Genomic DNA, 25,942 nt, shown 5'->3' on the forward strand with positions numbered 1-25,942 from the left:
TGAGCGGATTGATTCCTGCAAACGGTTTCGTGGGTTCACGTTCATGATGGCTGCGTAGATTTCAATGCAACACACACGAGGATGCATGCCATGGAACGTCGACTTCTTGCTTCGCTGACGCTGGGCGCCGCCGCGCTGCTCGGCACCGCCGCTGCCGACGCCGCGCCGCAGTACGGCAGTGATGGCTACGGCCGCGACGGTCAGGTGATCCGCTGCGAATCCAACGATGGCCGTTACCGGGAATGCCGCATGGACACGCGTGGCCGCGTGCAGGTGGTGAGGCAGTTGTCGAAGACGCGCTGCGATGAAGGCAGCACCTGGGGCCAGACCCTCGATGGCGTGTGGGTGAATCGCGGTTGCCGTGCGGAGTTCGCTAGCGGTCGTGGCGGATGGAATGGCGGCAACAGCGCACAGCGCATCCGCTGTGAATCCGACAGTGGCCGCACGCGTACCTGCGCGATCTCCACGCGTGGCGATGTGCGCCTGGTGCGCCAGCTTTCGAGCGCGCGCTGCGTTGAAGGGCAGAGCTGGGGCCAGGACCGCAACGGGATCTGGGTGTCGCTGGGCTGCCGGGCGGAGTTCGAGGTCCAGGGTCGCGGCAATGGGTGGGGCGGTGGCGGCTGGAACAACGGAGGGGGCTATGGCCAGGTGTTCCGTTGCGAGTCCGACCGCGACCGCACCCGTGTATGCGACGTGGACGGCCGGGGCGGTGTGCAGCTGGTACGCCAGCTGTCCAACGCACCCTGCATCGAAGGCCGCACCTGGGGCCGCGATGGCCGTGGCGTGTGGGTCACGGCAGGCTGCCGGGCGGAGTTCCGCAGCCGCTGATATCGCGGCCGGGAGGGGCTTTCACGGCGGGCCGTTACAATGGCGGCATGACCAACGCCATCGACTACGCCCGTTACGACCACGTCCGCCCGATCCGCTGGACCGGCAGCGCCCTGGAGCTGCTGGACCAGCGCAAGTTGCCTTTCGTGGTGGAGTACCTGAGCTGCACCACCAGCGACGAAGTGGCCACTGCCATCCACGCATTGGCGGTGCGGGGTGCACCGGCCATCGGCATTGCCGCGGCGTGGGGCGTGGTGCTGGCGTCGCGTGACGTCATGGCGGCTACGCCCGCCGACGCACTCGGGAAGCTCGAGCCCGCGTTGCAGCGCCTGAACGATGCGCGTCCCACCGCCGTCAACCTCGCGTGGGCACTGGCCCGCATGCGCGCGGCGCTGAAGACGGCGGGCACCGACTGGCGCGGCGTACTGGAACTGGAAGCCCTGGCCATCGCCGAGGAAGACCTGGCCGCCAACCGGCACATGGGCGAACTGGGGGCTGCACTGATTCCCGCGGGCAGTGGCGTGTTGACCCATTGCAACACCGGCTCGCTGGCCACGGCCGGCTTCGGCACCGCGTTGGGTGTGATCCGTGCCGGCGTGGCGCAGGGCCGCATCGGCAAGGTGTATGCCGGCGAGACGCGGCCCTGGCAGCAGGGCGCGCGGCTGACCGCATGGGAACTGCTGCAGGATGGCATCCCGGCCACGCTGATCGCCGACTCCGCCGCCGCCCACCTGATGAAAACCGGTGCCGTGCAATGGGTGGTCGTGGGAGCGGACCGCATCTGCGCCAATGGCGATACCGCCAACAAGATCGGCACCTACCAGCTGGCCATCGCGGCACGCCACCACGGCGTGGGCTTCATGGTGGTGGCACCCTCGTCCACCGTGGACATGGCCACGCCGAACGGTGATGCCATCCACATCGAGGAACGCGACCCGGCCGAACTGCTGGGGATCGGCGGTACGCGGACGGTGGCCGAGGGCGTGCCGGCGTGGAACCCCGTCTTCGACGTGACCCCGGCGACGCTGATCGATGCCATCGTCACCGAGAAAGGCGTGATCGAACAGCCGGATGAAGCACGCATGCGGGCCGCGTTCGGCGGATGAAGCGGGTCACGCGCATGCGCTGGCCGGCGGAAAGCGCCCCCGTGCGTCAGTCCGGCAGGCCTGCGGGCAGGGGCGGGGCGCGCGCTGCGTGAGACGTTGCAGGCGGCGGCCCCGCGCTGAACAGGCGGTGGCACGGGAGTTGCATCGTGATGGTCATTCCGTCCAGGAACCGAGCATGCGCGCCCGACTCCTCAACGCTCCGATCGCCGCCCCGGGCTTGCTGCACAGCCTGCGCGGACTGCTGTCGCGCCATTCCACCCGCGCGCTCAGCACCGAGGAACGGGAAGACCTGACGCTGGCGCAACTGCGGGCCACCCGGCCCATCGTCAGTGGCGTGCTGCTGTGCGGTGCCGTGCTGCTGGCGATTACCGCGCTGTTCGACATGGCGGGCGTCACGCCGTCGATCGGGTATCCGGTGTGGTCGCAGTTGCTGGCATCCACCGTTGTCGCGGGCTGCGCGGCAGGCGTATCGCGGATGGTGAGCTGGCAGCACCGTCTGCTACTGATGCTGCTGGCCACGCTGATCACCGGCATCTTCATGAGCATGCCGCTGCCCGGATCGACCGGCCAGTTGGCGCTGCGTACGGGTCTTTTCCAGCTGTTGCCGCTGGCCTTGATGGCGCTGATGGTGCGCCCGGTATCGCTGTTCGCGCTTGCCCTGCTGATCGTGGTGATGGCGCTGCTGCGCATCGTGCTGTACGGGGCCCCGGGCACCGGCAGCGCGCTGTACTGGCTGTACACGCTGACCACGATCGGCTTCGGCCTGGTGCTGGCGGGTTATCGCACGGACTTCGCGGTGTCCGCGTGGCAGATGCGTCGCCGGCTGGTACGGCAGGCGCATACCGATGAGTTGACCGGCCTGCTCAATCGCAACGGATGGAACGAGCACGCCGTGTCCGCGCACGCGCGTGCGGTCGCGGCGGGCGTCCCGGTGGCGGTTGCGGTTCTGGACATCGATTACTTCAAACGCATCAACGACCGCCACGGCCACGACGGCGGCGATGCCGTGCTGCAGCGGCTGGGCGACATCATGCGTGCGCGCGTCGGTGCCAACGGATGCGCGGCACGCATTGGTGGCGAGGAGTTCGCGGTACTGCTGGAGGGCGAGGATGCGCTGTCGGCGCGCGCATTCGCCGAGCGCGTGCGCGGCGAATTCGGCAAGGAGCAGGGGGGTGTTGTCGCCACGCTGTCCGCCGGCATCGCCGAGCACCGGCCCGGCGAAACCCTGCGCGACCAGATGCGTCGTGCCGACGGAGCGCTGTACGACGCCAAGCGTGAAGGGCGTGATCGCGTGAACGTTGCGGACGTTTCCTGAACGCCTGAATTTCATTCCAAATGTGACATGGCTGCGATAGCATCTTCGGATGCCGACGTGGCAGGGCGCGCGATACGCGGCTCCGCCCGTCACCCATGGATGCCCGGGGATCATGAACGACGACGACAGTGCCCGTACCAGCTGGGGTGGATGGCGACTGCCGCTGTTGGGTTTGGCCATCCTGCTGATCGTGGTCGGGCCCGTGGTGCTGCTGCAGCGCCTGTCGCGGGCCAACCTGGAAGCCGCCGATGCCGTGGCGCATACGCACCAGGTGGAAGCGGCCGTGATGGCGATGGCCGTCGAGGTCCGCGAGATCGAATCCTCCGGCATGATGATCGCGCTGGGCGCGGACCATCCCCTGGCCCGCGAGCGACTGGTCTCCGGGCGGAAGGCGCTGCCAGGACGGTTCGAGACGCTGGCCGAATTCACGGCCGACAACCCGGAGCAGCTCGTGCTGATCGGCCGCCTGCGTGAACTGGTCGAGGCGCGCGTTGAAGTCATCGATCAGTTGATCGAGGCTCCCGAAGCCTACCGGGGTTCCGTGGTGGCGCCGTTGGCCACGCGTTTCCCCATCCGCGGTCTCCTGACCCAGATCCTGGACAACGAGCGCCAACTGCTGGCCCAGCGCAACTACGACGCACAGCGCCAACGCCAGCGCGCGGAGTGGTTGGCGCTGGTGGCCATGGGTGCCCAATTGCTGCTGCTGGCGCTGGTACTGCTGTCGCTGGGGCGCCAGGTGGCGCGCCGGCTGAATGCGGAGAAGCGGATCGCACAGGCCAGCCAGCGCGCGCTGGTCATGCTGGATACCGTGCGCGAACCCATCGTGCTGCTGGATGGCGAGCAGCACATCAAGATGCACAACATCGCCTTCGGCGAGCTGTACGGCATGGGCAAGGACACGAAGGCGGGCAGCCTCGATGAACTGGGCATGGCCTGGCAGGACAAGGTGATGCGGCAGCGCCTGGACGATGTGCTCGCGCGCGGGCGCGAACTCTGGGACTACGAACTGCAGCAGGACACCGTCGATGGCGTGCGGCGTACCGTGCTGCTCAATGCGCGCCGCATGCCGCTGCCGGGTGAGGACGAGCATGCCGTGCTGATGACGGTCAGCGACATCTCGCTGCAGAAGACCGCGCAGCAGGAAATCGCGGCGCTGAACCGCCAGCTGGAAGGCAAGGTGGAGCAGGTGTCGGAAGTGAATCGCGAGCTGGAAGCCTTCAGCTACTCGGTATCGCACGATCTGCGTGCGCCGCTGCGGCACGTGGCCGGCTTCTCGGACAAGCTGGGCCGCCACCTTGGCGAGGACATCGACGACAAGAGCCGCCATTACCTCGACGTGATCGGCAATTCCGCGCGCCGCATGTCGCAGTTGATCGACGACCTGCTGGTGTACTCGCGCCTGGGCCGGAACGCGTTGCGCCTTCAGGCCGTGGACATGCAGTCGCTGGTAGCCGAAGCGCGCGCCATGCTGGATGCCAACGAGGCGAACGAAGGCCGCGCCGACCGGGTGGAATGGCGCATCGCGCCGCAGCCCATCGTGCTGGCCGACGAGAACATGATGCGGCAGGTATGGAGCAATCTGCTGGGCAACGCGCTGAAGTACAGCAGCCAGCGCGAGCGCTCCATCGTCGAGGTGGGCCATCAGCTGCAGAGTGATGGCAGCCACCTGTTCAGCGTACGTGACAACGGCGCAGGGTTCGATATGGCGTACGCCGGCAAGCTGTTCGGCGTGTTCCAGCGCCTGCACAAGGCCAGCGACTTCCCCGGCACGGGCATTGGCCTGGCCAGTGTCCGGCGTGTGCTCGGCCGGCATGGTGGCCGTATCTGGGCCGAGTCGATGCCCGACCAGGGCGCCACGTTCTATTTCACCCTTCCCGCGGCGCTCGACGCTCCGCTTTCCAGAGAGAGAGACGCATGAGCGCCATCCGCACCATCCTGTTGGCCGAAGACAGCCTGGCCGACGCCGAAATGGCGATCGACGCGCTGCGCGAGGCCAACCTGGCCAACCCCATCGTGCACGTCGAGGACGGCGTGGAAGCACTGGACTACCTGCTGCGCCGCGGCGCGCACGCCCAGCGTGAAGACGGCCTTCCGTCGGTGCTGCTGCTGGACATCAAGATGCCGCGCATGGACGGGCTCGAGGTGCTGAAGACCATCCGCGGCGACGAGAAGCTCAAGCACCTGCCGGTGGTGATCCTGTCGTCCTCGCGCGAGGAAAGCGACCTGGCGCGCAGCTGGGACCTGGGCGCGAACGCCTACGTGGTCAAGCCGGTGGACATCGACCAGTTCTTCCAGGCGGTCAAGACGCTGGGCACGTTCTGGGCGGTCATCAACGAAACCCTGCCGCGAGACTGATCCGTGCCGCAATCGGGAACACCGCTGGGACCTGTCCGCATCCTGCTGGTCGAGGATTCCGAACTCGATGCCGAACTGCTGATGGAGCAGTTGCACGAGGCCGGACTGGATGCCGAATTCGTGCGCGTGGATGCAGCCGAGGACCTGCGCACGGCGCTGGCGGGTGCGCCATTCGACCTGGTGCTCTCGGACATGGAGCTGCCCGGCTTCTCCGGTTACCAGGCCCTGGAAATCCTGCGCGCGCATGATCCGCGGCTGCCGTTCGTGTTCTTCTCCGGCACCATCGGCGAGGAAGCCGCGGTCAAGGCGTTGCAGGAAGGCGCCAGCGACTACGTGCTGAAGCACACGCCCGCACGGCTGCCGTCGGCGGTGGCGCGCGCCATCCGCGAGGCGCGCAGCGAGCGCGAACGCGAACATGCCGAGCGCGAACTGATGCGCTCGCAGCGGCTGGACTGCCTGGCCATGCTGGCGGCGGGCCTGAGCCACGATCTTCGCAACATCCTGCAGCCGCTGCTGATCGTGCCCGACCTGCTGTCGACCTACAGCGACGATCCGAAGATTCTGCGCCTGGGCGCGGTGATCTCCGAAAGCGGCAAGCGCGGGCACGAGATGGCCGATTCGATGCTGTCGTTCGTGCGCGGTTCGCGCAAGGCCAGCGAGACCATCAGCGTGGCGGCGCTGTTCAGCGCGGTGCAACTGCTGCTGCAGGGCAGCCTGTCGCGGCAGGTCCGGCTGACGGTGGAACTGCCGCCGGAGGACCTGCTGATCGAAGGCAACTACACCGAATTCCAGCAGTGCCTGATCAACCTCTGCTTGAACGGCATCCAGGCCATGGCCGAACGCGGCGGGCAGTTGACCCTGTCGGCGACGCAGACGGTGGGCACCGACGGGCAGGACTACGTGGTGCTGCGTGTCTCCGATGAAGGCAGTGGCATGGACGAGGCCACCCGCCAGCAGCTGTTCACGCCGTTCTTCACCACCAAGGCCAGCGGCACGGGCCTGGGCCTGATGTCGTGCAAGCGCATCGTCGAATCGGTGCGCGGGCGCATCGAGGTGAACAGCACGCATGGGCAGGGCACCGCGTTCGAGCTGCACCTGCCGGCTCCGGCTGTCGACGACTGGTCGGGAACGGAAGACGCGGCGTTCCGGGATGGCGAGGGTCGCCGCATCCTGTTGGTCGATGGCGACGCCACGCGCCTCTCACTGCTGGGCAACGCACTGGCCAGCCAGGGCTACGATCCGATCATGGCGCCTGACGGTGCGAATGCATTGCAGCAGATTGCGCGTGACGGGTTGCCGCAGCTGGCGATCATCGACGACGACATCCTGCTGCTGTCCGCCGCGGACGTGCTGGCGGTATTGCAGGAAGCCGGCTTCGACGGTCCGGTGATCCGCCTGCGCGAGCCGGGCACGCCGGACGGCGGCCACGACTGCGCGGTGACACTGACAAAGCCGGTGCAGATCCAGGCCTTGTTCAACGCGATCGAGCACGCGCTGGGCCTGGGCAGCTAGGCGCCCCTGCCCATGGGCAGGGGCGTGTCGAGGATCAGGCGTGGCCCATCGCGACGGCAGGCTTCAGCCGTTGCCATACCGCGCGCATGATCGGCTGCGCACGGTACCAGCCGATCGGCGTATCCGGGCAGTAGCGCTGCAGGCGGTCGCGCAGCGAGGGCGCGATGTCGTCGAAGTCCTGGCGATGGTGCAGCAGATAGGCGTCATAGCCGACCTTCAGGCACTGCTCCAGGTCACCCACCGTGGCTCCGACCACCTGGAACGTGTCTTCGTTGAGACGCGTCTTCCAGTAGGCGAGTTCGGCGTCGATGTCGACGATCTGAGCGGTGGCGTGGGCGTTGCGATGATGCAGGCTGGCCATTGGTGATCCCCGGTCGGCGTGGTGGTGGCGACGAGGATTTTTTGTTCCGCACGGTGATGCTTAAGTGAAATAAAGAGCGTTTTAACCCGTGTTTAACCGCACAACGTCTTTTACGTTCACCTTTGCATTCGCTGCGTGATGGTACGGGTGCCCGCTTTGTTCATCGCCTCTGCCAACAAGGCGCGCTCATCCACGACGGTTGTCGGTGGCGGGGCGAACAGCGGCGCATCTTCTTTCAGCGGCGCATTGAGCCGCTCCCATACGCGTGCGATGACCGCATGCGCCAACGGCCAGTCCAGCCGGACGCCACGCACGATGCCCGCCTCATAGCGGGAGGGCAGCGAAGGCAGCAGTTCTTCGAGCGATCGTCCGTGCGACAGCAGGTAGATGTCGTAGGCGAATTTCAGCGTGGGCACGTAATGGCGGAACGGGGTCCCCGGGCGGTGGAAGCTCTGGCGCGCGTAGGTTTCTTCCCAGAAGCGCAGTTCCGATTGGATGTCGATGACGGCACAGGGCATCGCATCATCTATCCACGCGGGCGCGGACGGATCAGGCAGGCAAGACATGAGGTCCCCTCCATGGCGCAAGACCATGGCCGAGCGTGGACCTTGTGGATGAAACGCGGCTTACCTGTACATGACAGCCGTCTGCGCGACCCCGTCGCGACAGTCCCTGACTGCGCGCGGCCCCTGTGGCAACGTGTCACCCCATTCCCCGAAGGAGATGCGTGGGTCCACGACCCTGCCGGATCTTGTCGTTATTGTGCCCCTGCGTTGTTGAAGACGGCGGGTCGTGCCATGGCCGGCCTACCGTTCGTCGTCTCCTGCCATGCGGGGGATGATTCAATGCATGCGGATCGCACCCGCGCCGTGTTCATCGAGCCAGCGCCACGTCTCGCGCAACAGCGTACGCGCGACCGGCCAGTCGGGACCGGCATCGCCACGCAGGCGTTCCCAGTGGTCCTCGAGTTCGAGTTCCGTGTCCAGGTCGAGCTGCCCGGCATGGTCCGCATGCGAGGCCGCCGCGAACGCGTAGGCACGGCAGGCATCTTCCCACGCGACATCCGGATGCAGGCGGCGGCGACGGCCGTAGTCGTAGGCCGTGAATGCGGTGAATGCATCGTCGGCCATGGTGCTGGCATGACGGGGTGCCTGCCGAAGCGTGTCGAGCTGTTCGCGATAGAGGTGGCGGTTCATGGGCGTCTCCGGTTCACGGTGACGTGGTATCGCGGGAGACGTTACCCACGGGTGAGAAATGCCTTCAAACTCCGATCACAAAGCTGAGGTAGGGGCCACCTGTCAGCAGGCAGTCAGTCTCAGGGATTGAGACGCGGCGCGGTTCTGATGGCGCACACGCCGCCGAGAGACCGCCATGCCCGCCCAGACATCCCTGATCCGCCAGCACGCCACCGATGCAGCGCTGCTGCCGGTGAACGCAGCCGATGGCCGTGCCCTGGCAGAGCGGCTCGCGGGCAAGTACCACGATCGCGTGACCGGGCAGTTCGTCATTCCGGGGCGTGAAGGGCGTTACGAGCCGCTGCCGCCGGATCTGCCCGTGGAACTGGCCGAGGCGCTGCGCGCGCGCGGCATCGGGCGTCTGTATTCGCACCAGGCCGAGGCATGGCGACACGTGCAGGCGGGTGGACATCTGGCGGTCGTGACGCCGACGGCATCGGGAAAATCGCTGTGCTACACGCTGCCGGTGGTGGCCTCGGCGCTGGAGCGCAGGGGCAAGGCGCTGTACCTGTTCCCGACCAAGGCGCTGGCGCAGGACCAGGTGGCGGAACTGCTGGACCTGAGCAGGGCCGGCGATCTTGGCCTGAAAGCCTTCACCTTCGACGGCGACACGCCGGGCGATGCGCGCCAGGCGATCCGCCTGCATGGCGATATCGTGGTCAGCAATCCCGACATGCTGCACCAGGCCATCCTGCCGCACCACACCAAGTGGGCGCAGTTCTTCGAGAACCTGCGCTACGTGGTGATCGACGAAGTGCACACGTACCGCGGTGTGTTCGGCAGCCACGTGGCCAATGTGCTGCGGCGTCTGAAGCGGGTGTGCGCGTTCTACGGCACCACGCCGCAGTTCATCGTCTGCTCGGCCACCATCGGCAATCCGCAGGCGCACGCGGAGGCGTTGCTGGAGCTGCCGGTGCATGCGATCACCGAATCCGGCGCGCCGACCGGCGAGAAGCACGTACTGTTGTGGAATCCGCCGGTGGTCAATCCGGACCTGGGCCTGCGGGCATCCGCGCGCTCGCAGAGCAACCGCATCGCGCGGCTGGCGATCAAGGCGGGCCTGAAGACGCTGGTGTTCGCGCAATCGCGCACGATGGTGGAAGTGCTGACCAAGTACCTGAAGGACGTGTTCGACCACGACCCGCGCAAGCCGGCACGCATCCGTGCGTATCGCGGCGGCTACCTGCCTACCGAGCGCCGCGACGCGGAACGCGCGATGCGTGATGGTCGCGTGGACGGCATCATCTCCACGTCCGCGCTGGAACTGGGTGTGGACATCGGCAGCCTGGATGCGGTGGTGCTGAACGGCTATCCGGGCTCCATCGCGGCGACCTGGCAACGCTTCGGGCGCGCCGGGCGACGCCAGCAGGCCTCGCTGGGCATCCTGGTGGCCAGTTCGCAGCCGCTGGACCAGTACGTGGTGCGGCATCCGGAGTTCTTCGCCGACAGCCCGCCGGAGCACGCGCGCATCGCGCCGGACCAGCCGATGATCCTGCTGGACCACGTGCGCTGCGCCGCATTCGAACTGCCGTTCCTCGCGGGCGAGCCATTCGGGCCGGTCGATCCGTCACCGTTCCTGCAGCTGCTGGACGAGGACAGCGTGGTGCATCGTGAAGGCGACCGCTACGAGTGGATCGCCGACAGCTACCCGGCCAACGCGGTCAGCCTGCGCTCGGTGGCGGACGGCAACTTCGTGGTGGTGGACCGCACCGATGGGCGCCAGGTGATCATTGCCGAAGTGGATTTCAGCGCCGCGCCGCTGACGCTGTACGAAGGCGCCATCCACATGATCCAGTCAACGCCGTACCAGGTGGAGCGACTGGACTGGGAAGGGCGCAAGGCCTACGTCACCCGTACGCACGTGGACTACTACACCGATGCGATCGATTACACGAAATTGAAGGTGCTTGAGCGTTTCGATGGAAGCATCGCGGGGCAGGGCACCTGCCACCACGGCGAAGTGCACGTGGTGCGGCGCGTGGCCGGCTACAAGAAGATCCGCTACTACACCCACGAGAACATCGGCTACGGGCCGGTGAACCTGCCGGACCAGGAGATGCACACCACCAGCCTGTGGTGGCAGCTGCCGCCGGCACTGCTGGAGTCGGCGTTCGAATCGAGGCAGGAAGCGCTGGATGGCTTCCTCGGTGCCGCCTACGCCTTGCACATCGCCGCCACCGTCGCCGTGATGGCCGAAGGCCGCGACCTGCAGAAGGCGGTAGGCGATGGCGACGGTGCGTGGTTCGCCTTGCCCGACACGCAGGGCCGCGGACAGTTGCGGGGAACGGAAAGCCAGGTGCTGTCGCCAGTGTCGGGCGAACGTTTCGTGCCCACCGTGTATCTGTACGACAACTATCCCGGCGGCATCGGACTGAGCGAACCGCTGTGGCGGCGACAGCGCGAGCTGGTCCAGCGTGCCTCGCAGCTGGTGGCGGCTTGCGACTGCAGGGCCGGCTGTCCCGCCTGCGTGGGGCCGGTACTGGCGAACGACGAGCACGCCGAAACCACGCCGCGCGCGCTGGCGGCACGCGTGCTGCGGATGCTGGATGCCGCATGAGCGTCAGCCGGGAGAAGCTGCAGCGGCTGCGACGGCAGGCCGGGCATGACAGCCCCGGGGCGCAGTCCAGCAAGGCGCCGCCGGTGCACGATCCCTTGCCTGGGTTGCGCCGCATGCTGGGCATTCGCGAACGCACACGTCCGCCGATCGGCGTAGGTGCATGCGATCGCGCCTTGCCGGGCGAGGAGATCGCGCCCGGGTTGCTGCGACTCGAACAGATCCTGCCCTTCGACGGCGTGATGCCCCATGTCGACGGTACGTTCGCGCGGACCGGCCCCCTGTCGACGCATGGCATGCTGTTCTTCGACACTGAAACCACCGGCCTGTCCGGTGGTACAGGCACGCGAGCCTTCATGATCGGTGCGTCGGATTTCGTGCCCGGGGGATTGCGTATCCGCCAGATGCTGATCACCCATCTGTCCGCCGAGCCGGCGATGCTGCGCGCGTTCGCCGGCTGGCTGGGCGAAGAGACACGACTGGTCAGTTACAACGGCCGCTGCTACGACGCACCGCTGCTGGCCACGCGCTACCGGCTGGCGCGACTGGGCGCGCCGCTCGCCGGCATCGAGCATCTCGACCTGCTGTTCCCCACGCGTCGCCGCTATCGCGGGGTGTGGGAGAACTGCCGGCTGGCCACCATCGAGCGCAATGCGCTGGGCATCGTGCGGGAGGACGACCTGCCGGGCTCGGAAGCACCGGCCGCTTGGCTGCAGTACCTGCGCGGTGGCGACGCGGGCCTGCTCAGGCGCGTGCTGCTGCACAACTTCCAGGACGTGGTGACACTGGCACACCTGCTGCTGCATCTCGCGCAGCCGGATGCCGGGACACCGGCCGTGGGGCCACCGTTCGCCTGCGATCCTCCGTGATCGCCCCCTCGCCGGACGGATGCTGGCAGGGTCGGCGTGTCGGCGATGACGCCATGCCTGTCCGCTTTGCCGCAGGAGCCGCCCCATGCGCCATCCCTTTTGTCCTCTGCTTGCTGGTCTGCGCAGGATCGGCTTTCTGCGGTGGATCGCTTTTCCAGGGACGAATGGCCCCATGCTGCGCGTCGAGTATGCGCGGTCGCTGTCGGGACACGGGCGACGGGCGACGCGCTGGCGTACACAGGGAAGGACAGTGGCAACGTCACCGGCGGCGCGCTGGAAGCGCAGGTGGAAGTGGAGTACTTCCCCTGGGAGTATTTCGGCTTCTTGTAGCGCTACAACGACAACGACGTGGACTCGATTTCGAGCGCACGCGTTTCGATGGCAACCTCAATCTCGACAATCGCGGGCCGCAGCGCTGGGCACGTTCCGCTTCCGAGTCGCAGCGCTGTCGGGAATCCACCGACAGCGGAATGTGAAGGACTGCGCATTCTCCGCATCGCGATTCAAGAACTCCCGGCCGCGGCCGACATCCTTGCTAGATTTCATCCGGTCCGCGCCTCCGCAAGCAGGGGGTGCGCGTTGAAGCTTGCAAGAACGATCCAAGGGGAAGTGCTTTGCGCATTCTGTATGTTGGCGACACCGCCTGCCTGCCTGACGACCTGGCCGATTACATCGGCGACATGGGGGACGAATGGACCGTGGAGGTCGTCGCCGACGCCAAGTCGGCGATGTATACCGTCGCCAATGGCCCGGTGGACGTGGTGATGGCGGGCCCGGCGCTCGCCGACCTGCCACCGGCCACGCTGCTCGGCCAGATCCGCACGCTGCGTCCGGAGACCATCCGCATCGCGCTGCTGGAAGGCGCTGCGGAGAGCCTGGCGGCGCCGATCAAGCTGATCGGCGTGGCACACCGCTTCCTGCCGCTGCCGCTGTCGTCGGAAACCGTGCTTGAGGCGATCCACAGCCTGGAAGAACTGCGCGACCTGCTGGACAGCCCGCGCCTGCGCCGCGCCATCGGCCGCGTCGAACACCTGCCATCGCCGCCGCACCTGTATTTCGCGCTGACGCGTGCGCTGGAAGAGGACGAAGGGACCGCCAACGACATCGCCACGCTGGTGGCCGGCGATCCCGCCATCGCAGCCAAGGTGCTGCAGCTGTGCAACTCGGCCTATTTTTCCAACGGCCGTTCCATCACCGACCTGCGCGCTGCGGTCACCCGGCTGGGCCTGGGCACACTGCGTGACCTGGTGCTGGCCAGCGAGGTGTTCTCGATGAAGACCGCCTCCAACGTCGATCGCAGTGTCCTTCAGCAACGCGCTTTGCTGGCTTCGCGGCTGGCGGCGAAGATCCTGCCGCGCACCAGTTCCGAGCTCGGCGCAACGGCGGCCTTGCTCGCCGACATCGGCCTGTTGCTGCCGGGCGTGCGCGACGAACGCGATACGCCGGCCGCCGAAGACGACGACCGCCCCGGCCACACCGAGGCCGGTGCCTACCTGTTGGGCCTGTGGGGCCTGCCGATGCCGATCGTGGAAGCGGTGGCCTTCCATCGCCAGCCGCAGCGCTCCAGCCTGCGCAGCTTCTGGGTGCCGGGCGCCGTGCATGTGGCCGGTGCCCTGGCCAGCAACGAGCCGGTGGACGAGGGTTACCTGAAGTCGCTGGGCGTGCTCGACCAGCTGCCCAGTTGGCGGCAGATGGCCGAGACCATGGTCGAGCGTGCCGAAGAGCAGGCTGCCTGACGTTTCATCCGATGCCACGTGCGCTCCTGCGCACGACATGACCGCCTGCGACTCCATGTGTCCGTCACGTGGAACGCGGCCGTTTGGAGGTCTTGGCCGTCCTTTCAGCGCAAGCTGGAATCCATTGCCCCTCAGTGATGTCCGTCCTTCCCGCACGTCCGGGAAGGCAACGGCAAGGTGGGTCCCAGCTTTCGCTGGGACGACGGCGAGTGTGCGTCGCCGTCAGGGGCTGTAGGCGGGAGAGGGCTCCTGCACTTTGCCTGGGGATCTGGCGATGATCCGCGGACGCAGCCACGCGGCGAATTCGTCCTCGCCGAGGCTGCCTTCGGACAAGCCGAGGTACTGCGGATACAGCTCGTGGTCTTCGGCCGATAGGGTGGCGCCATTGAGCACGATGAAGACTTCGCAGGCCACGGCCGCCATGCGTTTGTTGCCGTCCAGGAAGGGATGGTTGCGCGCCAGGCCGAAGGCAGTGGCGGCCGCCAGATCGGCCAGGTCCGGCACAGGCTGCCCGTAGGCGTGCAACTGCTTGGGGCGTGCGAGCGCCGATTCCAGCAATCCCTCGTCGCGTATGCCGGTGGCGCCGCCATGCTCGGCCAACTGGCGGTCATGGATGGCCAGGGCCAAGGCCCGGCTGATCCAGACGATCATGAGCGCCGCGTCACTGGGCCAGCTTGTTGAGCAGGGTGCGGCGGCGACGCATCACCTGCTCGGCCACGTCCATCTGCTCGGCCAGGGTGGGGTCGTAGACGGTCAGGCGGATGCCGTCGGGCGTCTCGAGCGCGTGGAGTTCATCGCCTTTGTCCAAGCGGAGGCGCGACAGGAGCTCCTTGGGCAGAATGACACCGGCAGAGTTGCCGACCGTGGTGATCTTGAGCTTCATGGCTGCCTCCTTGACGTTATAACTGGAGTTATATTGAGGCGTATGAGGCTTGCAGGCAAGCCGCACCTCTTTCTCGCCATGTGAGACTGTAAGGTGTACAAATGTACACCCATGAACCCCGTCGACCTGCCTCCCCAACGTGCCGCCGTCCTGGCCTTCCTGCGCCGGGAACTGGCGGCCGGGCGTGCGCCCAGCCTGGCGGACATCGCCGAGACCTTCGGCTTCGCCTCGCGCAATGCCGCGCAGAAGCACGTGCAGGCGCTGGTGGCCGATGGGCTGCTGGAGCAGGCGCCCGGCCAGAAGCGCGGCCTGCGCCTGCCCGGCGGCACCGCCGACCTGCTGCCGCTGCCCGTGCTGGGCCGGGTGGCCGCGGGCCAGCCGATCGGCGCCGACATCGGCCTGGATGAGCAGCTCTGGCTGGACCGCCGGCTGTTCTCGCCGCAGCCGGATTACCTGCTGAAGGTGCAGGGCGATTCGATGATCGACGACGGCATCGTCGACGGCGACCTGGTCGGCGTGCACCGCACCCCCGACGCGCGCGACGGGCAGACCGTCGTGGCCCGCATCGACGGCGAACTGACCATCAAGCGCCTGCAGCGCGAACGCCGCCGCATCCGCCTGCTGCCGCGCAATCCCGCGCATGCGCCCATCGACGTGCAGCCCGGGCAGGACTTCGCCATCGAAGGCGTGTACTGCGGCCTGGTAAGGCGCGGCTGACATGGGCGCGGTGGTCGCCCTCGACACGCTGCTGGCCGCGCGCACGCTGTGGCATGCCGGGCGCAGCGCGGCCATCGCCGCCGATGGCGAACCCACCGGCCACGCAGCGCTCGATGCCTTGCTGCCGCAGGGCGGCTGGCCACGCCGCGCGTTGACCGAACTGCTGCTGCCCGCCGACGGGGTGGGCGAACTGGCATTGCTGCTGCCCACACTGGCGCGAATGACGCAGGCGGGCAGCACCGTGGCGGTGATCGCGCCGCCGTATATCCCGTATGCGCCCGCATGGCAGGCCGCGGGCGTGGATCTGGCCTTGCTGGAGATCGTCGAGGCAGCGCCGCGCGATGCGCTGTGGGCGTTCGAACAATGCCTGCGCAGCGGCGCCTGCGCGGCCGTGCTGGGCTGGCCGGTGCAGGCGGATGGACCGGCGTTGCGCCGCCTGCAGGTGGCCGCCGACAGCGGCGAATGCCTGGGCTTCGCGCTGCGAGACCGCCGCCATGCGGCCAATCCGTCGGCGGCCGCGTTGCGCGTGGAGGCCATCCGCGACGCGCAGGGCGGCACGCACTGGCAGGTGCGCAAATGCCGCGGCGGCCCGGCGCCCGCGCAGTCGTTCGCGCTGGTCGCGCATTGAGGCGCGCGCATGCTCTGGGCCTGTGTACTGCTGCCGCAGCTGGCGCTGGACGCCGTCCTCCGGCGTCTGCCTGATCCCGGTGCGCCGCTGGCGCTGGTCGGTGGCGCCGCGCAACTGCGTACCCTGCATGCCGTGAATGCGTCGGCCGCGCAGGCGGGCCTGCGGGCCGGCATGCGCCTGACCGCCGCACATGCGCTGCTGCCGGATTTCGCGATGGTCGAACACGACCCGCCGGCCGAAGCGCGCTGGCAGCGTTTCCTCGCCGCATGGGCGTACCGCCACAGTTCGCTGGTCAGTGCGGAGTGGCCGGGTTGCCTGGTGCTGGAGGTGCGTGCCAGCTTTCGCCTGCTGGGACCATGGCCACGCATCGAGGCGCGGTTGCGCGAGGAACTGGGCCTGCTGGGTTTCCAGCATCGCCTCGCGTTGGCACCCACGCCGCGCGCGGCGCATGTGCTCGCCGGCCTGCGTGATGGCCTGGCGGTGATGCAGCCCGCGGCGATGGCCGAGATGCTGGACCGCGTGCCGGTGCGGCGCGCGCGCCTGCCGGACGACGCCGGCGAGCGCCTGCACCGCATGGGCATCCGCGACCTGCGCACGCTGCGCGGGTTGCCGCGCGACAGCCTGCGCCGCCGCTTCGGCCTGCCGGTGCTGGAACACCTGGACCGCCTGTATGGCCAGACCGACGATCCGCTGGCGTACTACGCGCCGCCGGACCACTTCGATGCGCGCATCGAACTCGGCTACGAGGTCGAGAACCACATGGCGTTGCTGTTCCCGCTGCGCCGGCTGATCGGGGACCTGTGCACCTATCTGTCCATCCGCGATGGTGGCGTGCAGCGTTTCGTCCTGCGGCTGGAGCATGAGGAAGGGCATACCGATGTCGAGGTGGGCCTGCTGGCCGCCGAACGCGAACCGGCGATGCTGTTCGAGCTGACCCGCAATCGGCTGGAGCGCGTGCAGATCGCGCACCCGGTGGTGGGCGTGCGCCTGCTCGCGCGCGAGCTGCCGCCGTTCGTGCCGGCGGCGCGCGATCTGTTCGATACGCGACCGCAGCAGCAGTTGCCATGGCCGCAACTGCGCGAACGCCTGCGCGCGCGCCTGGGCGACGAGGCGGTGCATCGCGTGGCGCCTGCCGGCGATCCGCGCCCGGAGCGTGCGTGGCGGCATGTGCAGGGCGATGGCGGCCGCATCGAACAGGCGCCGGTACGTCCGCCACGTCCGGCCTGGTTGCTGCCGCAGCCGGTGCCGCTGCGCGATCCGCATCCGCGCATCGTGTCCGGTCCGGAGCGGCTGGAAAGCGGCTGGTGGGATGGCGAGGACGCGCGCCGCGACTACTACGTGCTGGAAACCTCGCAGGGCCAGCGTGCCTGGGCGTTCGCGCCGCCGGGCGAGCAGGGCGGGTGGATGCTGCACGGGTGGTTCGCGTGAGCCGCGACGAAGAGCGCGGCGACTACCCGGGCGCGCATGTGCCGCGCGCCTGGGAGACCGCGCATCGGCTGCGGGCGCATGCGGCCGCCAATGACGACGCGCTGGTCGACGACGGCCTGCCGGCTTACGCCGAACTGCACTGCCTGTCGGATTTCTCTTTCCTGCGCGGCGCATCCAGCGCGGAAGACCTGTTCGTCCGCGCGAAGCACTGTGGCTACGAGGCCCTGGCGATCACCGACGAGTGCTCGCTGGCCGGCATCGTGCGCGGACTGGAGGCATCGCGCGCCACCGGGCTGAAGCTGATCGTCGGCAGCGAATTCACCCTGGCGTGTGGACTGAAGTGCGCGCTGCTTGTGGAAACCCTGCACGGATACACGCGCCTGTGCGAACTGATCACCACCGCACGCCGTGCCGCACCCAAGGGCACGTACCGGCTGACGCGTCAGGATGTGGAACGGGTATTGGGGAACGAGGAACCGGAGGCCGGCGGCCTGTTCGCGCTGTGGTTGCCGTGCCGCACGCCGGACGATGCGCAAGGGCGTTGGCTGCAGCAGGTGCTGGGTGCGCGCGTGCACCTGGCGGTGGAACTGCACCGTGAGCAGGACGACGCGGCGCGCCTGCAGCAGTTGCTGGATCTGGCCGGGCGGATGTCGATGACGACCATCGCCAGCGGCGACGTGCACATGGATGTGCGTCGACAACGGGTGCTGCAGGACACGATGACGGCGATCCGCCATACCTTGCCGCTGGCGGAGTGCGGAGAACATCTGTTCCGCAACGGCGAGCGCCACCTGCGCACGCGACGGGCACTGGGCAACATCTATCCCGCAGCATTGCTGGAAAACGCCGTCGCCCTGGCGCAGCGCTGCACGTTCTCGATGGAGGAGGTGAAGTACCGCTATCCGGCCGAACTGGTGCCGGCCGGTCATACGCCGGCCAGCTGGCTGCGCGCGCTGACCGAGCAGGGCATGCGGGAGCGCTGGAAGGACGGCGTCCCGCCGGCCATCGTTGTGCAGATCGACGAGGAACTCGCCCTCATCGCCAAGCTCAACTACGAGGCATTCTTCCTGACGGTCGAAGACATCGTCCGCTTCGCCAAGTCGCGGGACATCCTGTGCCAGGGGCGCGGCTCCTCGGCCAACTCGGCCGTCTGCTTCGCGCTGGGCATCACCGTGGTGGATCCTACCGAAAGCCGGCTGCTGATGGCGCGCTTCCTGTCCGAAGAGCGGGGCGAGCCGCCGGACATCGACGTGGACTTCGAGCATGCGCGGCGCGAGGAAGTGCTGCAGTACGTCTATGGCAAGTACGGACGCCGCCGCGCGGCGCTGGCCGCGACCGTCATCCGCTACCGCGGCAAGAGCGCCGTGCGCGACGTGGCCAAGGCGTTCGGCCTGCCGCCGGACCAGATCGGCCTGCTGGCCGAGTGCTTCGGCTGGGGCAATGGCGAGACGCCGATGGAACAGCGCCTGCGCGAGGCCGGCTTCGATCCGGAGAATCCGCTGATCCACCGCGTGCTGGCGGTCACCACCCAGTTGCGCGGCCATCCGCGTCACCTGTCGCAGCATGTCGGTGGCTTCGTCATCAACGACGGGCCGCTGTCCGAGGTGGTGCCGGTGGAAAACGCCGCGATGGATGACCGCACCATCATCCAGTGGGACAAGGATGACCTGGAGACGATGAAGCTGCTGAAGGTCGACTGCCTGGCACTGGGCATGCTGACCTGCATCAAGAAGGCCGTGGACCTGGTGACGAAGCACCGTGGCTACACGATCGACCTGGCCGGACTGCCGCCGGGAGACAAGCGGACCTACGCGATGATCCAGGCCGCCGACACCGTCGGCGTGTTCCAGATCGAATCGCGCGCGCAGATGAGCATGCTGCCGCGGCTGAAACCGAAGAATTTCTACGACCTGGTGATCGAAGTGGCCATCGTCCGCCCCGGTCCCATCCAGGGTGGCATGGTGCACCCGTACCTGCGGCGCCGGCAGAAGAAAGAAGCGGTGACCTATCCGTCCGAGGGTATCGAAGCCATCCTGGGCAATACGCTGGGTATCCCGTTGTTCCAGGAACAAGTGATGGAACTGGTGATCCATGCCGGCTACACGCCGTCGGAAGCCGATGGCCTGCGTCGCTCGATGGCGGCGTGGGGCAGGGGCGGCGACATGGCGCCGCACCGCGACAAGATCCGTCGGCTGATGGAGGAGAAAAAATATTCCTCCGAGTTCATCGACCAGATCTTCGAGCAGATCAAGGGTTTCGGTTCCTACGGTTTCCCGCAAAGCCACGCCGCCTCGTTCGCCAAGCTGGTCTACATCAGCTGCTGGCTGAAGCGGCATGAGCCGGCGGCATTCGTGTGCGCGCTGCTCAATGCGCAGCCGATGGGTTTCTATTCGCCCAGCCAGATCGTGCAGGACGCGCGGCGGGGCCATTCGGCGGGACGGCCGCGTATTGAAGTCCGTGCCGTGGATGTGGCCTGCAGTGACTGGGACAACACGTTGGAAGGCGGCCGGATGCGAAGCGATGCCGTTCGGGGAGGGCAAGCCGCGGTGCGTCTCGGTTTTCGCCAGGTCAGCGGGTTATCGGAAACGGTGGGCAAGGCGATCATGTCCGCTCGCGCGCAGCGACCCTTTACCGACGTACGCGACCTGTGCCTGCGCGCCAGCCTCGACGAGAAGGCACGCAGTGCGCTGGCAGAAGCGGGCGCACTGCAGTCGCTTGCCGGCCATCGCCACGCTGCACGTTGGGCGGCGGCCGGCATCGAGCGCCAGCGCCCGCTGTTGCCGGGAAGTCCCGACGAGGACGACATCGTGCTCCCCGCGCCGAGCCAGGTCGAAGACGTGCTGTCGGATTACCGCGTCACCGGACTGACGCTGGGCGTGCATCCGCTGGCGTTGCTGCGGGAGCGCCTGCGCCAGCAGCGCGTGGTCGATTCGCGCCAGCTGCAGGACCTGCCGCACGGGCGTGGTGTGCATGTGGCCGGCATCGTCACCCAGCGCCAGCGGCCCGGTACGGCCAGCGGCGTCATCTTCGTCACCCTGGAAGACGAGCATGGCGTGGTCAATGTCGTGGTCTGGGCACGCATCGCCGAACGCCGGCGCAAGGCCCTGCTGGGTGCGCGCCTGCTGGGTGTGCGTGGTCGCTGGGAACATGTCGATGGCGTGCGCCATCTGATCGCCCACGACCTTCACGACTTCAGCCATCTGCTGGGTGAACTGCAGACCTCTTCGCGCGATTTCCACTGAGGCCGCCATGCACGCTCTGTCCACGTTGACCGACGATCTGTTCGCACCCGGCGTAGTGCCGCTGGTGGACGACGCCGAGGGCGGCATCCGCTACTGGCCCGGGGTGATCGATCCCGTCACGGCAGGACGCTGGTTCGACATCCTCCTCGCCCAGGCCGCGTGGACGCACCTCCAGCGCCCGATGTACGACCGCATCGTCGACGTGCCGCGTTTGCTGGCGAACTATCCCGTGGACGCGCTGCCGGACGACCTACCGCTGGCGGCGCTGCTGGCGTGCGTACAGGCGAAGGCGCCGGCACCGTACTCGCGCATCGGCATGAACCTCTACCGCAACGGCGAGGACAGCGTCGCCATGCATGGCGACAAGCTGCACACCGTGGCGGCCGGTCATCCGATCACTCTGGTCTCGCTGGGCGCGCCGCGGCGCATGCTGATTCGTGCCCGTGCGGGCAGGCGCGAGACGCTGGCGGTCGACCTCGCGCCTGGCAGCGTGCTGTCGATGAGCCATGCGTCGCAGAGCACGCACGAGCACGGCATCCCCAAGACCCGGCGAGCGCAGGGGCCGCGGATCAGCGTGGTGTTCCGGGTGCGGCCGACGAGTTCCCCTCTCCCTGCGCAGCGGGGAGAGGGTGCCGAAGGCGGGTGAGGGGCGAACGGAAAAGTGAAGGTGGAGCGCCCGATGGCTTACAGCGCTCGACCCCTCATCCGCCCTCCGGGCACCTTCTCCCCGCAGGCGGGGAGAAGGGGATATACAAAAAAATCGCCGCGAGGGCGTCGCGGCGGGAGGCCGACGAGTTCCCCTCTCCCTGCGCAGCGGGGAGAGGGTGCCGAAGGCGGGTGAGGGGCGAACGGAGAAGTGAAGGTGGAGCGCTCGATGGCTTACAGCGCTCGACCCCTCATCCGCCCTCCGGGCCCCTTCTCCCCGCAGGCGGGGAGAAGGTGGCATATAAAAAATCGCCGCGAGGGATCGCGGCGGGAGGGTCAAGGACTGCTTGAAAAGGGTTCGTGCGCCGCCGTCAGCCCATCAGCTTGAACAACGACAGCGATTGCATCTGCATGAAGACCGTCTGCGCGGCCTGCAGGGCGGTGTTTTCCATCTGGTAGCGGCCGATGGCTTCGGCCCAGTCCAGGTCGCGCAGGGTGGACAGCGTGCCCTGCAAGGTGACGTTGTTCGCCTCGCGCAGCGCAGCGGCGTCGTCGATGGCCGACAGCTGCGCACCGCCGCTGGCGCGCGCGTCGATCATCCTGCTCTGCGCAGTGGCGATATCGCGCATGGCCGCCTGCAGGCTGTTCTGCATGACGGCACGCTGGGTGTCGGTGGTGGGGCTGGTCTCCAGCGTGTCGATCAGGCCCTGCACGGTGGCGAAGATGTCGCGCGAGCCGGCCGGCCCCAGCGTGAAACTGTCGCCATTGGCGGGCTGGCCGTCGATCTTCATCTGCACACCGGCAAAGGCGATGCTCTCACCCTTGGCGTACGCACCCGTGGCGACCACGGCGCCGCCGCCATCGACCACCTGGTAGGTATTGCTCGCGCCGAAGCTGAGCGTGTAGGTGTCACCGTCCCAGGCCGTGGAATCGGTCACGCTGAAGCCCATCAGCAAGCCGGTGCCGGTGTTGCCGGCGGCCGGCTGACCGTCGATGCGGCCATCGCCGGTGCGCAGGCGCAGGAACACCTCGCTGCCGGGCAGGGTGTCGGCGACGAACATGTCCGGCGCCACTTCCACCTGCCGCTGGGTCTGGTCGCCGCTGTAGATCACGTTGCCACCGGCGATGGCGAACGGCGCGCTGCCGTCGCTGGTGCCGCCGAACAGGTAGCGGCCCGCGCCGTCGGTGCTGTTGGCCAGATCCAGCAGACCGGCGTAGATCGATTTCAGCTCAGTGCTGATCGCCTGGCGACTGTCGTCGCCCATGGCCGCATTGTTGGCCTGGATGACGAGCTCGTTGACGCGCGCCATCGCATCGCCAACCTGGGTCAGCGCGTTCTCCTGCAGGCCCAGGCGGTTCTGCACGGCGCTGGCGTTCATGCCGAAGCGTTCGAGTTCGGCCACCGCACGGTCCAGCCCCACGGCGGTGCCGGCGGCGACCGGATCGTCCTTGGCGGTGACCAGGCGCTGTCCGCTGGAGAGCTGTTGCTGTGTATGCGCCAGCTTCGCCTGCTTGGCCAGCATCGTGTTGATCGACTGCTGGTACATCATCCCGGTGGAGATACGGTAGTTCATCGGCGTGTGGCTCCCAGCAGCGCCTGGAACAGGGTGTCGGCGGTGGCGATGATCTGCGACGCGGCCTGGTACGCCTGCTGCAGGCGCATCAGGTCGGCGGCTTCTTCGTCCAGGTTGACGCCGGAAACCGCATCGCGTGCGGCCTGCGCCTGGTCATGGATGACCTGCTGCGCCTGCGCGGAATAGTCCGCCTGGCGCGCCGCCGAGCCGACCTGCGTGGTCAGCCCGCCAATGGCGCCATTGAGCGTCAGCGTGCCGCCGTTGAGCGCGCGTGCATCGTCCAGGTTCGACAGCAGCTTGGCGTTGCCGTTGTCGCTGGAGTTGGCGCCGGTGGGGCCGACACTGAAGGTGTCACCTGCCGCAGGCGCGCCATCCAGCACCAGGCTCCAGCCGTTCGATGCGATCGTCTGCCCCGGCGTGTAGGGGAACGGGCCAGTGCCATTGATGGTGTATTGCGTGGCGTCGATGAACTCGATGTCCACCGGCGCCAGCAGGCCTGCGTTGGCCGCGTCGGTCACCTTCAGTCCGCTCAGCTTGCCGCTGCCGGTGTTGGCCATGTCGGTCGTGGCCTTGACCGGCGTGGCGGCGGCGATGCGGCCGGGATCGGTGATCGCGACCCCCAGGTTGCCGGCGGCGCCGGCCGTGGGCTGCAGCAGGAAACGGTCGTTGGTCGCCGGCGCGCCGGACGCCAGCACCACTTCGATGCCGTTCACCACCAGCGGATCGGCGGCGGTGCCGGTGCCGGTGGTGGCGATGGCCGCGCCGGTTTCCGGATGCGTCGCCACCCACGCGCCGCCATCGAAGCGCAACAACACGTTCTGCGCATTCAGCGCCGATACGCTGCCGACCGATGTCTGCAGCACCGCGTTGCCGGCATTGCCCGCATGCGACGAAATGCGCGGTGCGGGCAGGCTGAAGAAATCGCCTCCGATCTGCCCGTACTGGTCCATGCCGGCGCGATGTCCTTCATTGAAGGTCTGCGCCAACGAGGTGGCCACGCGCCCCAGTTCGGCCACGGCCGGGTCAAGCACGGTGGTACGGAATTCGATCAGGCCGCCGATCTGGCCACCGAGGGCGCGCTTGTCCAGGGTGATGCGCTGGCCGTTGGTTTCCAGCGCCACCTGCAGGCGCTCGGGACGGTACGCATCGGGCACGGTGACCAGCGTGCTGGCGCTCGCACCGACCACCAGCGGTTGACCACCGGCGCTGAATACGTTGACCAGTCCACCGTCCTGCGTCACCGCGTTGCCGCCGGTGAAGGCGACCAGTTCGCTGATGAGCTGGTCGCGGCGGTCCAGCAGGTCGCCGGAGGGATTCGTATTGCCGCCGATCTGGCCGTTGAGCTGGGCGATCTCCTTCGCCAGGCGGTTCACTTCGCCCGTGGCGGCGGTCAGGCCCGCATTGACTTCGGTATCCAGGCCGTCGAGATGCTGGTCGATCTGGCGGAAGCGGGTGACCAGCGCATTCGCCTGCGCCAGCACGCTTTCGCGGTCGGCGGAGCCGGCGGCGTTGGAGGACAGCGCGCTGACCGAATCGAAGAAGCTGGACCACGGCGCACTGATGCCGGTCGCTTTCTCGGAGAACAGCTGGTCGAGCCGGGTGGAGAGGACCGACAACTGCTGCAGGCGCGAGAGTTCGCCGCCACTGTCGAGCAGTCGCGAGGTGGCCAGCGAGTCGGCCATGCGGCGCACGTCGACGATCTGCACGCCGTTGCCCTGGTAGCCCTGGCCGAAGAAGGTGCCGTCGCGCGCTTCGAATTCGGCACGCTGGCGCGAGTAGCCCGGCGTGTTGATGTTGGCGACGTTGTGGCTGACCGTGGACAGGGCGCGCTGGAAAGCGAGGAGGGCGCTGCTGCCGGTGGCGAGAAGGTTGGACATGCGTGCTCCCTGGATCAGCGCTGCAATGCGTTGCCGATGGCGTTGCCGACGAGGCCGCCGACCCTGCCGCCGACGGTGTCGCCGATCGCCGACAACACCTTGCCCAGCGTGGGCCCGTTGGCGATCGACGCGATCTTGTTGGCGTAGGTGGGGTCGGTGGCGTAGCCGGCGCGCTGCAGGCCGCGGGCGAAACCGGCGATGTCCTTGCCAGCGGCGAGGGCCTGCTGGTAGCGCGGATTGTTCTTCAACAGCCGCACGTAGTCGGCGAAGCTCTCGGCGGGCGAAGCGTACGCGCGGAAATCCGCCGTCTCGCTGCGCTTCACGCCGTTGCTGTACTCGTGCGTGGCGGTACGGGCGCGCTCGCCCTTCCAGCCGGTAGCCTTGATACCGAACAGGTTGTGCGCGCTGTCGCCGTCGCCGGTCCTGATCTGGCGCTTGCCCCAGCCGGTTTCCAGCGCGGCCTGCGCGACCAGGGCGCGCGGATCCACGCCCAGCTCCTTCGCGGCCTGCTTGGCGTGGTCCCATATCTCGGCGACGAAGCGTTCCGGTGTGTTGCGCGCGTATTTCGACGGGTCGGCCGACGCCACGCTCTCGACTTCGTCGCAGGCCGCATCGGGACGCACGGTGATGGTGTCCAGCGTGATCGTGGCCGGCATGCCGGCATCGTTGCGCACGGTGCTGCTGCCGATGCCGCGACCGGCGATGGCGTCGAGCATGGAGTCCGCTTCGGCCGTGGGCATCATGCGGCGATACGCCGACAGCGCGGTGTTGGTCGCGACGGGTGCCGGAGTGTCGGTGGCACCCAGCTGGCGCGCGATCATCGGCGCCAGTCCCAGCCCGCGCCCCTGCGACATCGCGGTGGCGATCTGCTGGTCGTACATATCGCGGAACACCTGGTTTTCACCCGGGAACAGCGAATCCCCGAAGCCTGCCTCGCGCATGCACTTGATCATCATCTGCGCGAACTGGCCTTCCAGCTTCCGCGCGACATCGTGGATGCGGGCGTTGTCGGGCTTGCCATTGGCGTCGGCCAGCGGCAAGGGAGAATTCAGTGCGCCGATGGGCGTGCTGGCCATG

At 67.9% G+C, this 25,942-nt stretch carries 22 protein-coding genes; 14 read left to right on the forward strand and 8 right to left on the reverse strand.

Annotation, left to right across the window (positions count from 1 at the left end; all coding sequences use genetic code 11):
- The first annotated feature begins 90 nt into the window (after positions 1-90).
- The 6 genes from AC3DET_RS10280 to AC3DET_RS10305 all read left to right on the forward strand — a co-directional run bounded on the left by AC3DET_RS10280 (position 91) and on the right by AC3DET_RS10305 (position 7,116).
- On the forward strand, positions 91-828 hold the full coding sequence (locus AC3DET_RS10280; RefSeq protein ID WP_488391530.1) for a DUF3011 domain-containing protein: 738 nt from the start codon (positions 91-93) through the stop codon (positions 826-828).
- A gap of 47 nt (positions 829-875) precedes the next feature.
- Positions 876-1,934 (forward strand): S-methyl-5-thioribose-1-phosphate isomerase, encoded by a 1,059-nt coding sequence (mtnA, locus tag AC3DET_RS10285; protein ID WP_337732153.1) that lies wholly within the window; start codon positions 876-878, stop codon positions 1,932-1,934.
- Between the two features lie 175 nt (positions 1,935-2,109).
- Complete coding sequence (locus AC3DET_RS10290; protein ID WP_488391531.1) at positions 2,110-3,249, forward strand: GGDEF domain-containing protein; 1,140 nt, start codon at positions 2,110-2,112, stop codon at positions 3,247-3,249.
- A 112-nt stretch (positions 3,250-3,361) separates the two neighbouring features.
- Positions 3,362-5,167: a sensor histidine kinase gene (locus AC3DET_RS10295; RefSeq protein ID WP_488391532.1), complete on the forward strand. Its 1,806-nt coding sequence runs from the start codon at positions 3,362-3,364 to the stop codon at positions 5,165-5,167.
- Positions 5,164-5,604: a response regulator gene (locus tag AC3DET_RS10300; protein WP_192202713.1), complete on the forward strand. Its 441-nt coding sequence runs from the start codon at positions 5,164-5,166 to the stop codon at positions 5,602-5,604. Before AC3DET_RS10295 ends, AC3DET_RS10300 begins: the two co-directional genes overlap by 4 nt.
- Before the next feature lie 3 nt (positions 5,605-5,607).
- Positions 5,608-7,116 carry a sensor histidine kinase gene (locus AC3DET_RS10305; protein ID WP_488391533.1) on the forward strand — a complete coding sequence of 503 codons (1,509 nt, stop codon included), beginning with the start codon at positions 5,608-5,610 and terminating at the stop codon, positions 7,114-7,116.
- 34 nt (positions 7,117-7,150) lie between these two features.
- Here AC3DET_RS10305 and AC3DET_RS10310 read toward each other — a convergent pair whose 3' ends face one another.
- From AC3DET_RS10310 to AC3DET_RS10320, 3 genes are all read right to left on the reverse strand, one after another.
- The gene (locus AC3DET_RS10310) at positions 7,151-7,477 is read right to left on the reverse strand and encodes a hypothetical protein (protein WP_192202711.1); all 327 of its coding nucleotides are present in this window, start codon (positions 7,475-7,477) and stop codon (positions 7,151-7,153) included.
- 116 nt (positions 7,478-7,593) lie between these two features.
- Positions 7,594-7,995, reverse strand: a complete 402-nt coding sequence (locus AC3DET_RS10315; RefSeq protein ID WP_488391534.1) for a hypothetical protein — start codon at positions 7,993-7,995, stop codon at positions 7,594-7,596.
- 324 nt (positions 7,996-8,319) lie between these two features.
- The gene (locus tag AC3DET_RS10320) at positions 8,320-8,673 is read right to left on the reverse strand and encodes a hypothetical protein (protein WP_488391535.1); all 354 of its coding nucleotides are present in this window, start codon (positions 8,671-8,673) and stop codon (positions 8,320-8,322) included.
- Between the two features lie 175 nt (positions 8,674-8,848).
- Between AC3DET_RS10320 and AC3DET_RS10325 the strand changes: the two genes are divergently transcribed.
- From AC3DET_RS10325 to AC3DET_RS10335, 3 genes are all read left to right on the forward strand, one after another.
- Positions 8,849-11,269 carry a DEAD/DEAH box helicase gene (locus AC3DET_RS10325; RefSeq protein ID WP_488391536.1) on the forward strand — a complete coding sequence of 807 codons (2,421 nt, stop codon included), beginning with the start codon at positions 8,849-8,851 and terminating at the stop codon, positions 11,267-11,269.
- Positions 11,266-12,135 carry a ribonuclease H-like domain-containing protein gene (locus tag AC3DET_RS10330; RefSeq protein ID WP_488391537.1) on the forward strand — a complete coding sequence of 290 codons (870 nt, stop codon included), beginning with the start codon at positions 11,266-11,268 and terminating at the stop codon, positions 12,133-12,135. The genes AC3DET_RS10325 and AC3DET_RS10330 overlap by 4 nt, the downstream gene beginning before the upstream one ends.
- Positions 12,136-12,749: 614 nt before the next feature.
- Positions 12,750-13,871, forward strand: a complete 1,122-nt coding sequence (locus AC3DET_RS10335) for an HDOD domain-containing protein (RefSeq protein WP_225591127.1) — start codon at positions 12,750-12,752, stop codon at positions 13,869-13,871.
- A 222-nt stretch (positions 13,872-14,093) separates the two neighbouring features.
- Here the strand turns inward: AC3DET_RS10335 and AC3DET_RS10340 are convergent, their stop codons facing one another.
- Together AC3DET_RS10340 and AC3DET_RS10345 are read right to left on the reverse strand one after the other, a co-directional pair.
- Positions 14,094-14,522, reverse strand: coding sequence for a type II toxin-antitoxin system death-on-curing family toxin (locus AC3DET_RS10340; protein ID WP_488391538.1), 429 nt, complete (start codon positions 14,520-14,522; stop codon positions 14,094-14,096).
- A 10-nt stretch (positions 14,523-14,532) separates the two neighbouring features.
- Positions 14,533-14,754: an AbrB/MazE/SpoVT family DNA-binding domain-containing protein gene (locus AC3DET_RS10345; protein ID WP_192202705.1), complete on the reverse strand. Its 222-nt coding sequence runs from the start codon at positions 14,752-14,754 to the stop codon at positions 14,533-14,535.
- A gap of 111 nt (positions 14,755-14,865) precedes the next feature.
- On the opposite strand from AC3DET_RS10345, the gene lexA reads away from it, so the two are divergent.
- From lexA to AC3DET_RS10370, 5 genes are read left to right on the forward strand one after another with little or no spacing between them, the layout of a single operon-like run.
- Positions 14,866-15,471 carry a transcriptional repressor LexA gene (gene lexA, locus AC3DET_RS10350; protein WP_488391539.1) on the forward strand — a complete coding sequence of 202 codons (606 nt, stop codon included), beginning with the start codon at positions 14,866-14,868 and terminating at the stop codon, positions 15,469-15,471.
- A gap of 1 nt (position 15,472) precedes the next feature.
- Positions 15,473-16,099 carry a translesion DNA synthesis-associated protein ImuA gene (gene imuA / locus AC3DET_RS10355; RefSeq protein WP_488391540.1) on the forward strand — a complete coding sequence of 209 codons (627 nt, stop codon included), beginning with the start codon at positions 15,473-15,475 and terminating at the stop codon, positions 16,097-16,099.
- A gap of 9 nt (positions 16,100-16,108) precedes the next feature.
- Positions 16,109-17,527, forward strand: a complete 1,419-nt coding sequence (locus tag AC3DET_RS10360) for a Y-family DNA polymerase (RefSeq protein WP_488391541.1) — start codon at positions 16,109-16,111, stop codon at positions 17,525-17,527.
- Positions 17,524-20,769, forward strand: a complete 3,246-nt coding sequence (locus AC3DET_RS10365; RefSeq protein WP_488391542.1) for an error-prone DNA polymerase — start codon at positions 17,524-17,526, stop codon at positions 20,767-20,769. The genes AC3DET_RS10360 and AC3DET_RS10365 overlap by 4 nt, the downstream gene beginning before the upstream one ends.
- Positions 20,770-20,776: 7 nt before the next feature.
- Complete coding sequence (locus tag AC3DET_RS10370; protein ID WP_488391543.1) at positions 20,777-21,415, forward strand: alpha-ketoglutarate-dependent dioxygenase AlkB; 639 nt, start codon at positions 20,777-20,779, stop codon at positions 21,413-21,415.
- Between the two features lie 370 nt (positions 21,416-21,785).
- Here AC3DET_RS10370 and flgL read toward each other — a convergent pair whose 3' ends face one another.
- From flgL to flgJ, 3 genes are read right to left on the reverse strand one after another with little or no spacing between them, the layout of a single operon-like run.
- Positions 21,786-22,988 carry a flagellar hook-associated protein FlgL gene (gene flgL / locus AC3DET_RS10375; RefSeq protein ID WP_488391544.1) on the reverse strand — a complete coding sequence of 401 codons (1,203 nt, stop codon included), beginning with the start codon at positions 22,986-22,988 and terminating at the stop codon, positions 21,786-21,788.
- Positions 22,985-24,865, reverse strand: coding sequence for a flagellar hook-associated protein FlgK (gene flgK / locus AC3DET_RS10380; RefSeq protein WP_337732140.1), 1,881 nt, complete (start codon positions 24,863-24,865; stop codon positions 22,985-22,987). The genes flgL and flgK overlap by 4 nt, the downstream gene beginning before the upstream one ends.
- Before the next feature lie 14 nt (positions 24,866-24,879).
- A complete protein-coding gene (flgJ, locus tag AC3DET_RS10385) occupies positions 24,880-25,941 on the reverse strand; it encodes a flagellar assembly peptidoglycan hydrolase FlgJ (RefSeq protein WP_488391545.1) in 1,062 nt (353 codons plus the stop codon).
- Between the last annotated feature and the right edge of the window lies 1 nt (position 25,942).

Source organism: Pseudoxanthomonas sp. 97-1-1 (assembly GCF_057773125.1).

Bases quoted from the DNA above. Each gene is read 5' to 3' on its own strand.
- mtnA (WP_337732153.1), top strand. From the start codon at position 876: ATGACCAACGCCATCGACTACGCCCGTTACGACCACGTCCGCCCGATC.
- AC3DET_RS10315 (WP_488391534.1), bottom strand. From the start codon at position 7,995: ATGCCCTGTGCCGTCATCGACATCCAATCGGAACTGCGCTTCTGGGAA.
- flgK (WP_337732140.1), bottom strand. From the start codon at position 24,865: ATGTCCAACCTTCTCGCCACCGGCAGCAGCGCCCTCCTCGCTTTCCAG.
- AC3DET_RS10370 (WP_488391543.1), top strand. From the start codon at position 20,777: ATGCACGCTCTGTCCACGTTGACCGACGATCTGTTCGCACCCGGCGTA.
- AC3DET_RS10300 (WP_192202713.1), top strand. From the start codon at position 5,164: ATGAGCGCCATCCGCACCATCCTGTTGGCCGAAGACAGCCTGGCCGAC.
- AC3DET_RS10295 (WP_488391532.1), top strand. From the start codon at position 3,362: ATGAACGACGACGACAGTGCCCGTACCAGCTGGGGTGGATGGCGACTG.
- AC3DET_RS10340 (WP_488391538.1), bottom strand. From the start codon at position 14,522: ATGATCGTCTGGATCAGCCGGGCCTTGGCCCTGGCCATCCATGACCGC.
- AC3DET_RS10310 (WP_192202711.1), bottom strand. From the start codon at position 7,477: ATGGCCAGCCTGCATCATCGCAACGCCCACGCCACCGCTCAGATCGTC.
- imuA (WP_488391540.1), top strand. From the start codon at position 15,473: ATGGGCGCGGTGGTCGCCCTCGACACGCTGCTGGCCGCGCGCACGCTG.
- AC3DET_RS10345 (WP_192202705.1), bottom strand. From the start codon at position 14,754: ATGAAGCTCAAGATCACCACGGTCGGCAACTCTGCCGGTGTCATTCTG.
- flgL (WP_488391544.1), bottom strand. From the start codon at position 22,988: ATGAACTACCGTATCTCCACCGGGATGATGTACCAGCAGTCGATCAAC.
- AC3DET_RS10280 (WP_488391530.1), top strand. From the start codon at position 91: ATGGAACGTCGACTTCTTGCTTCGCTGACGCTGGGCGCCGCCGCGCTG.
- AC3DET_RS10320 (WP_488391535.1), bottom strand. From the start codon at position 8,673: ATGAACCGCCACCTCTATCGCGAACAGCTCGACACGCTTCGGCAGGCA.
- AC3DET_RS10290 (WP_488391531.1), top strand. From the start codon at position 2,110: ATGCGCGCCCGACTCCTCAACGCTCCGATCGCCGCCCCGGGCTTGCTG.
- lexA (WP_488391539.1), top strand. From the start codon at position 14,866: ATGAACCCCGTCGACCTGCCTCCCCAACGTGCCGCCGTCCTGGCCTTC.
- AC3DET_RS10330 (WP_488391537.1), top strand. From the start codon at position 11,266: ATGAGCGTCAGCCGGGAGAAGCTGCAGCGGCTGCGACGGCAGGCCGGG.
- AC3DET_RS10360 (WP_488391541.1), top strand. From the start codon at position 16,109: ATGCTCTGGGCCTGTGTACTGCTGCCGCAGCTGGCGCTGGACGCCGTC.
- flgJ (WP_488391545.1), bottom strand. From the start codon at position 25,941: ATGGCCAGCACGCCCATCGGCGCACTGAATTCTCCCTTGCCGCTGGCC.
- AC3DET_RS10325 (WP_488391536.1), top strand. From the start codon at position 8,849: ATGCCCGCCCAGACATCCCTGATCCGCCAGCACGCCACCGATGCAGCG.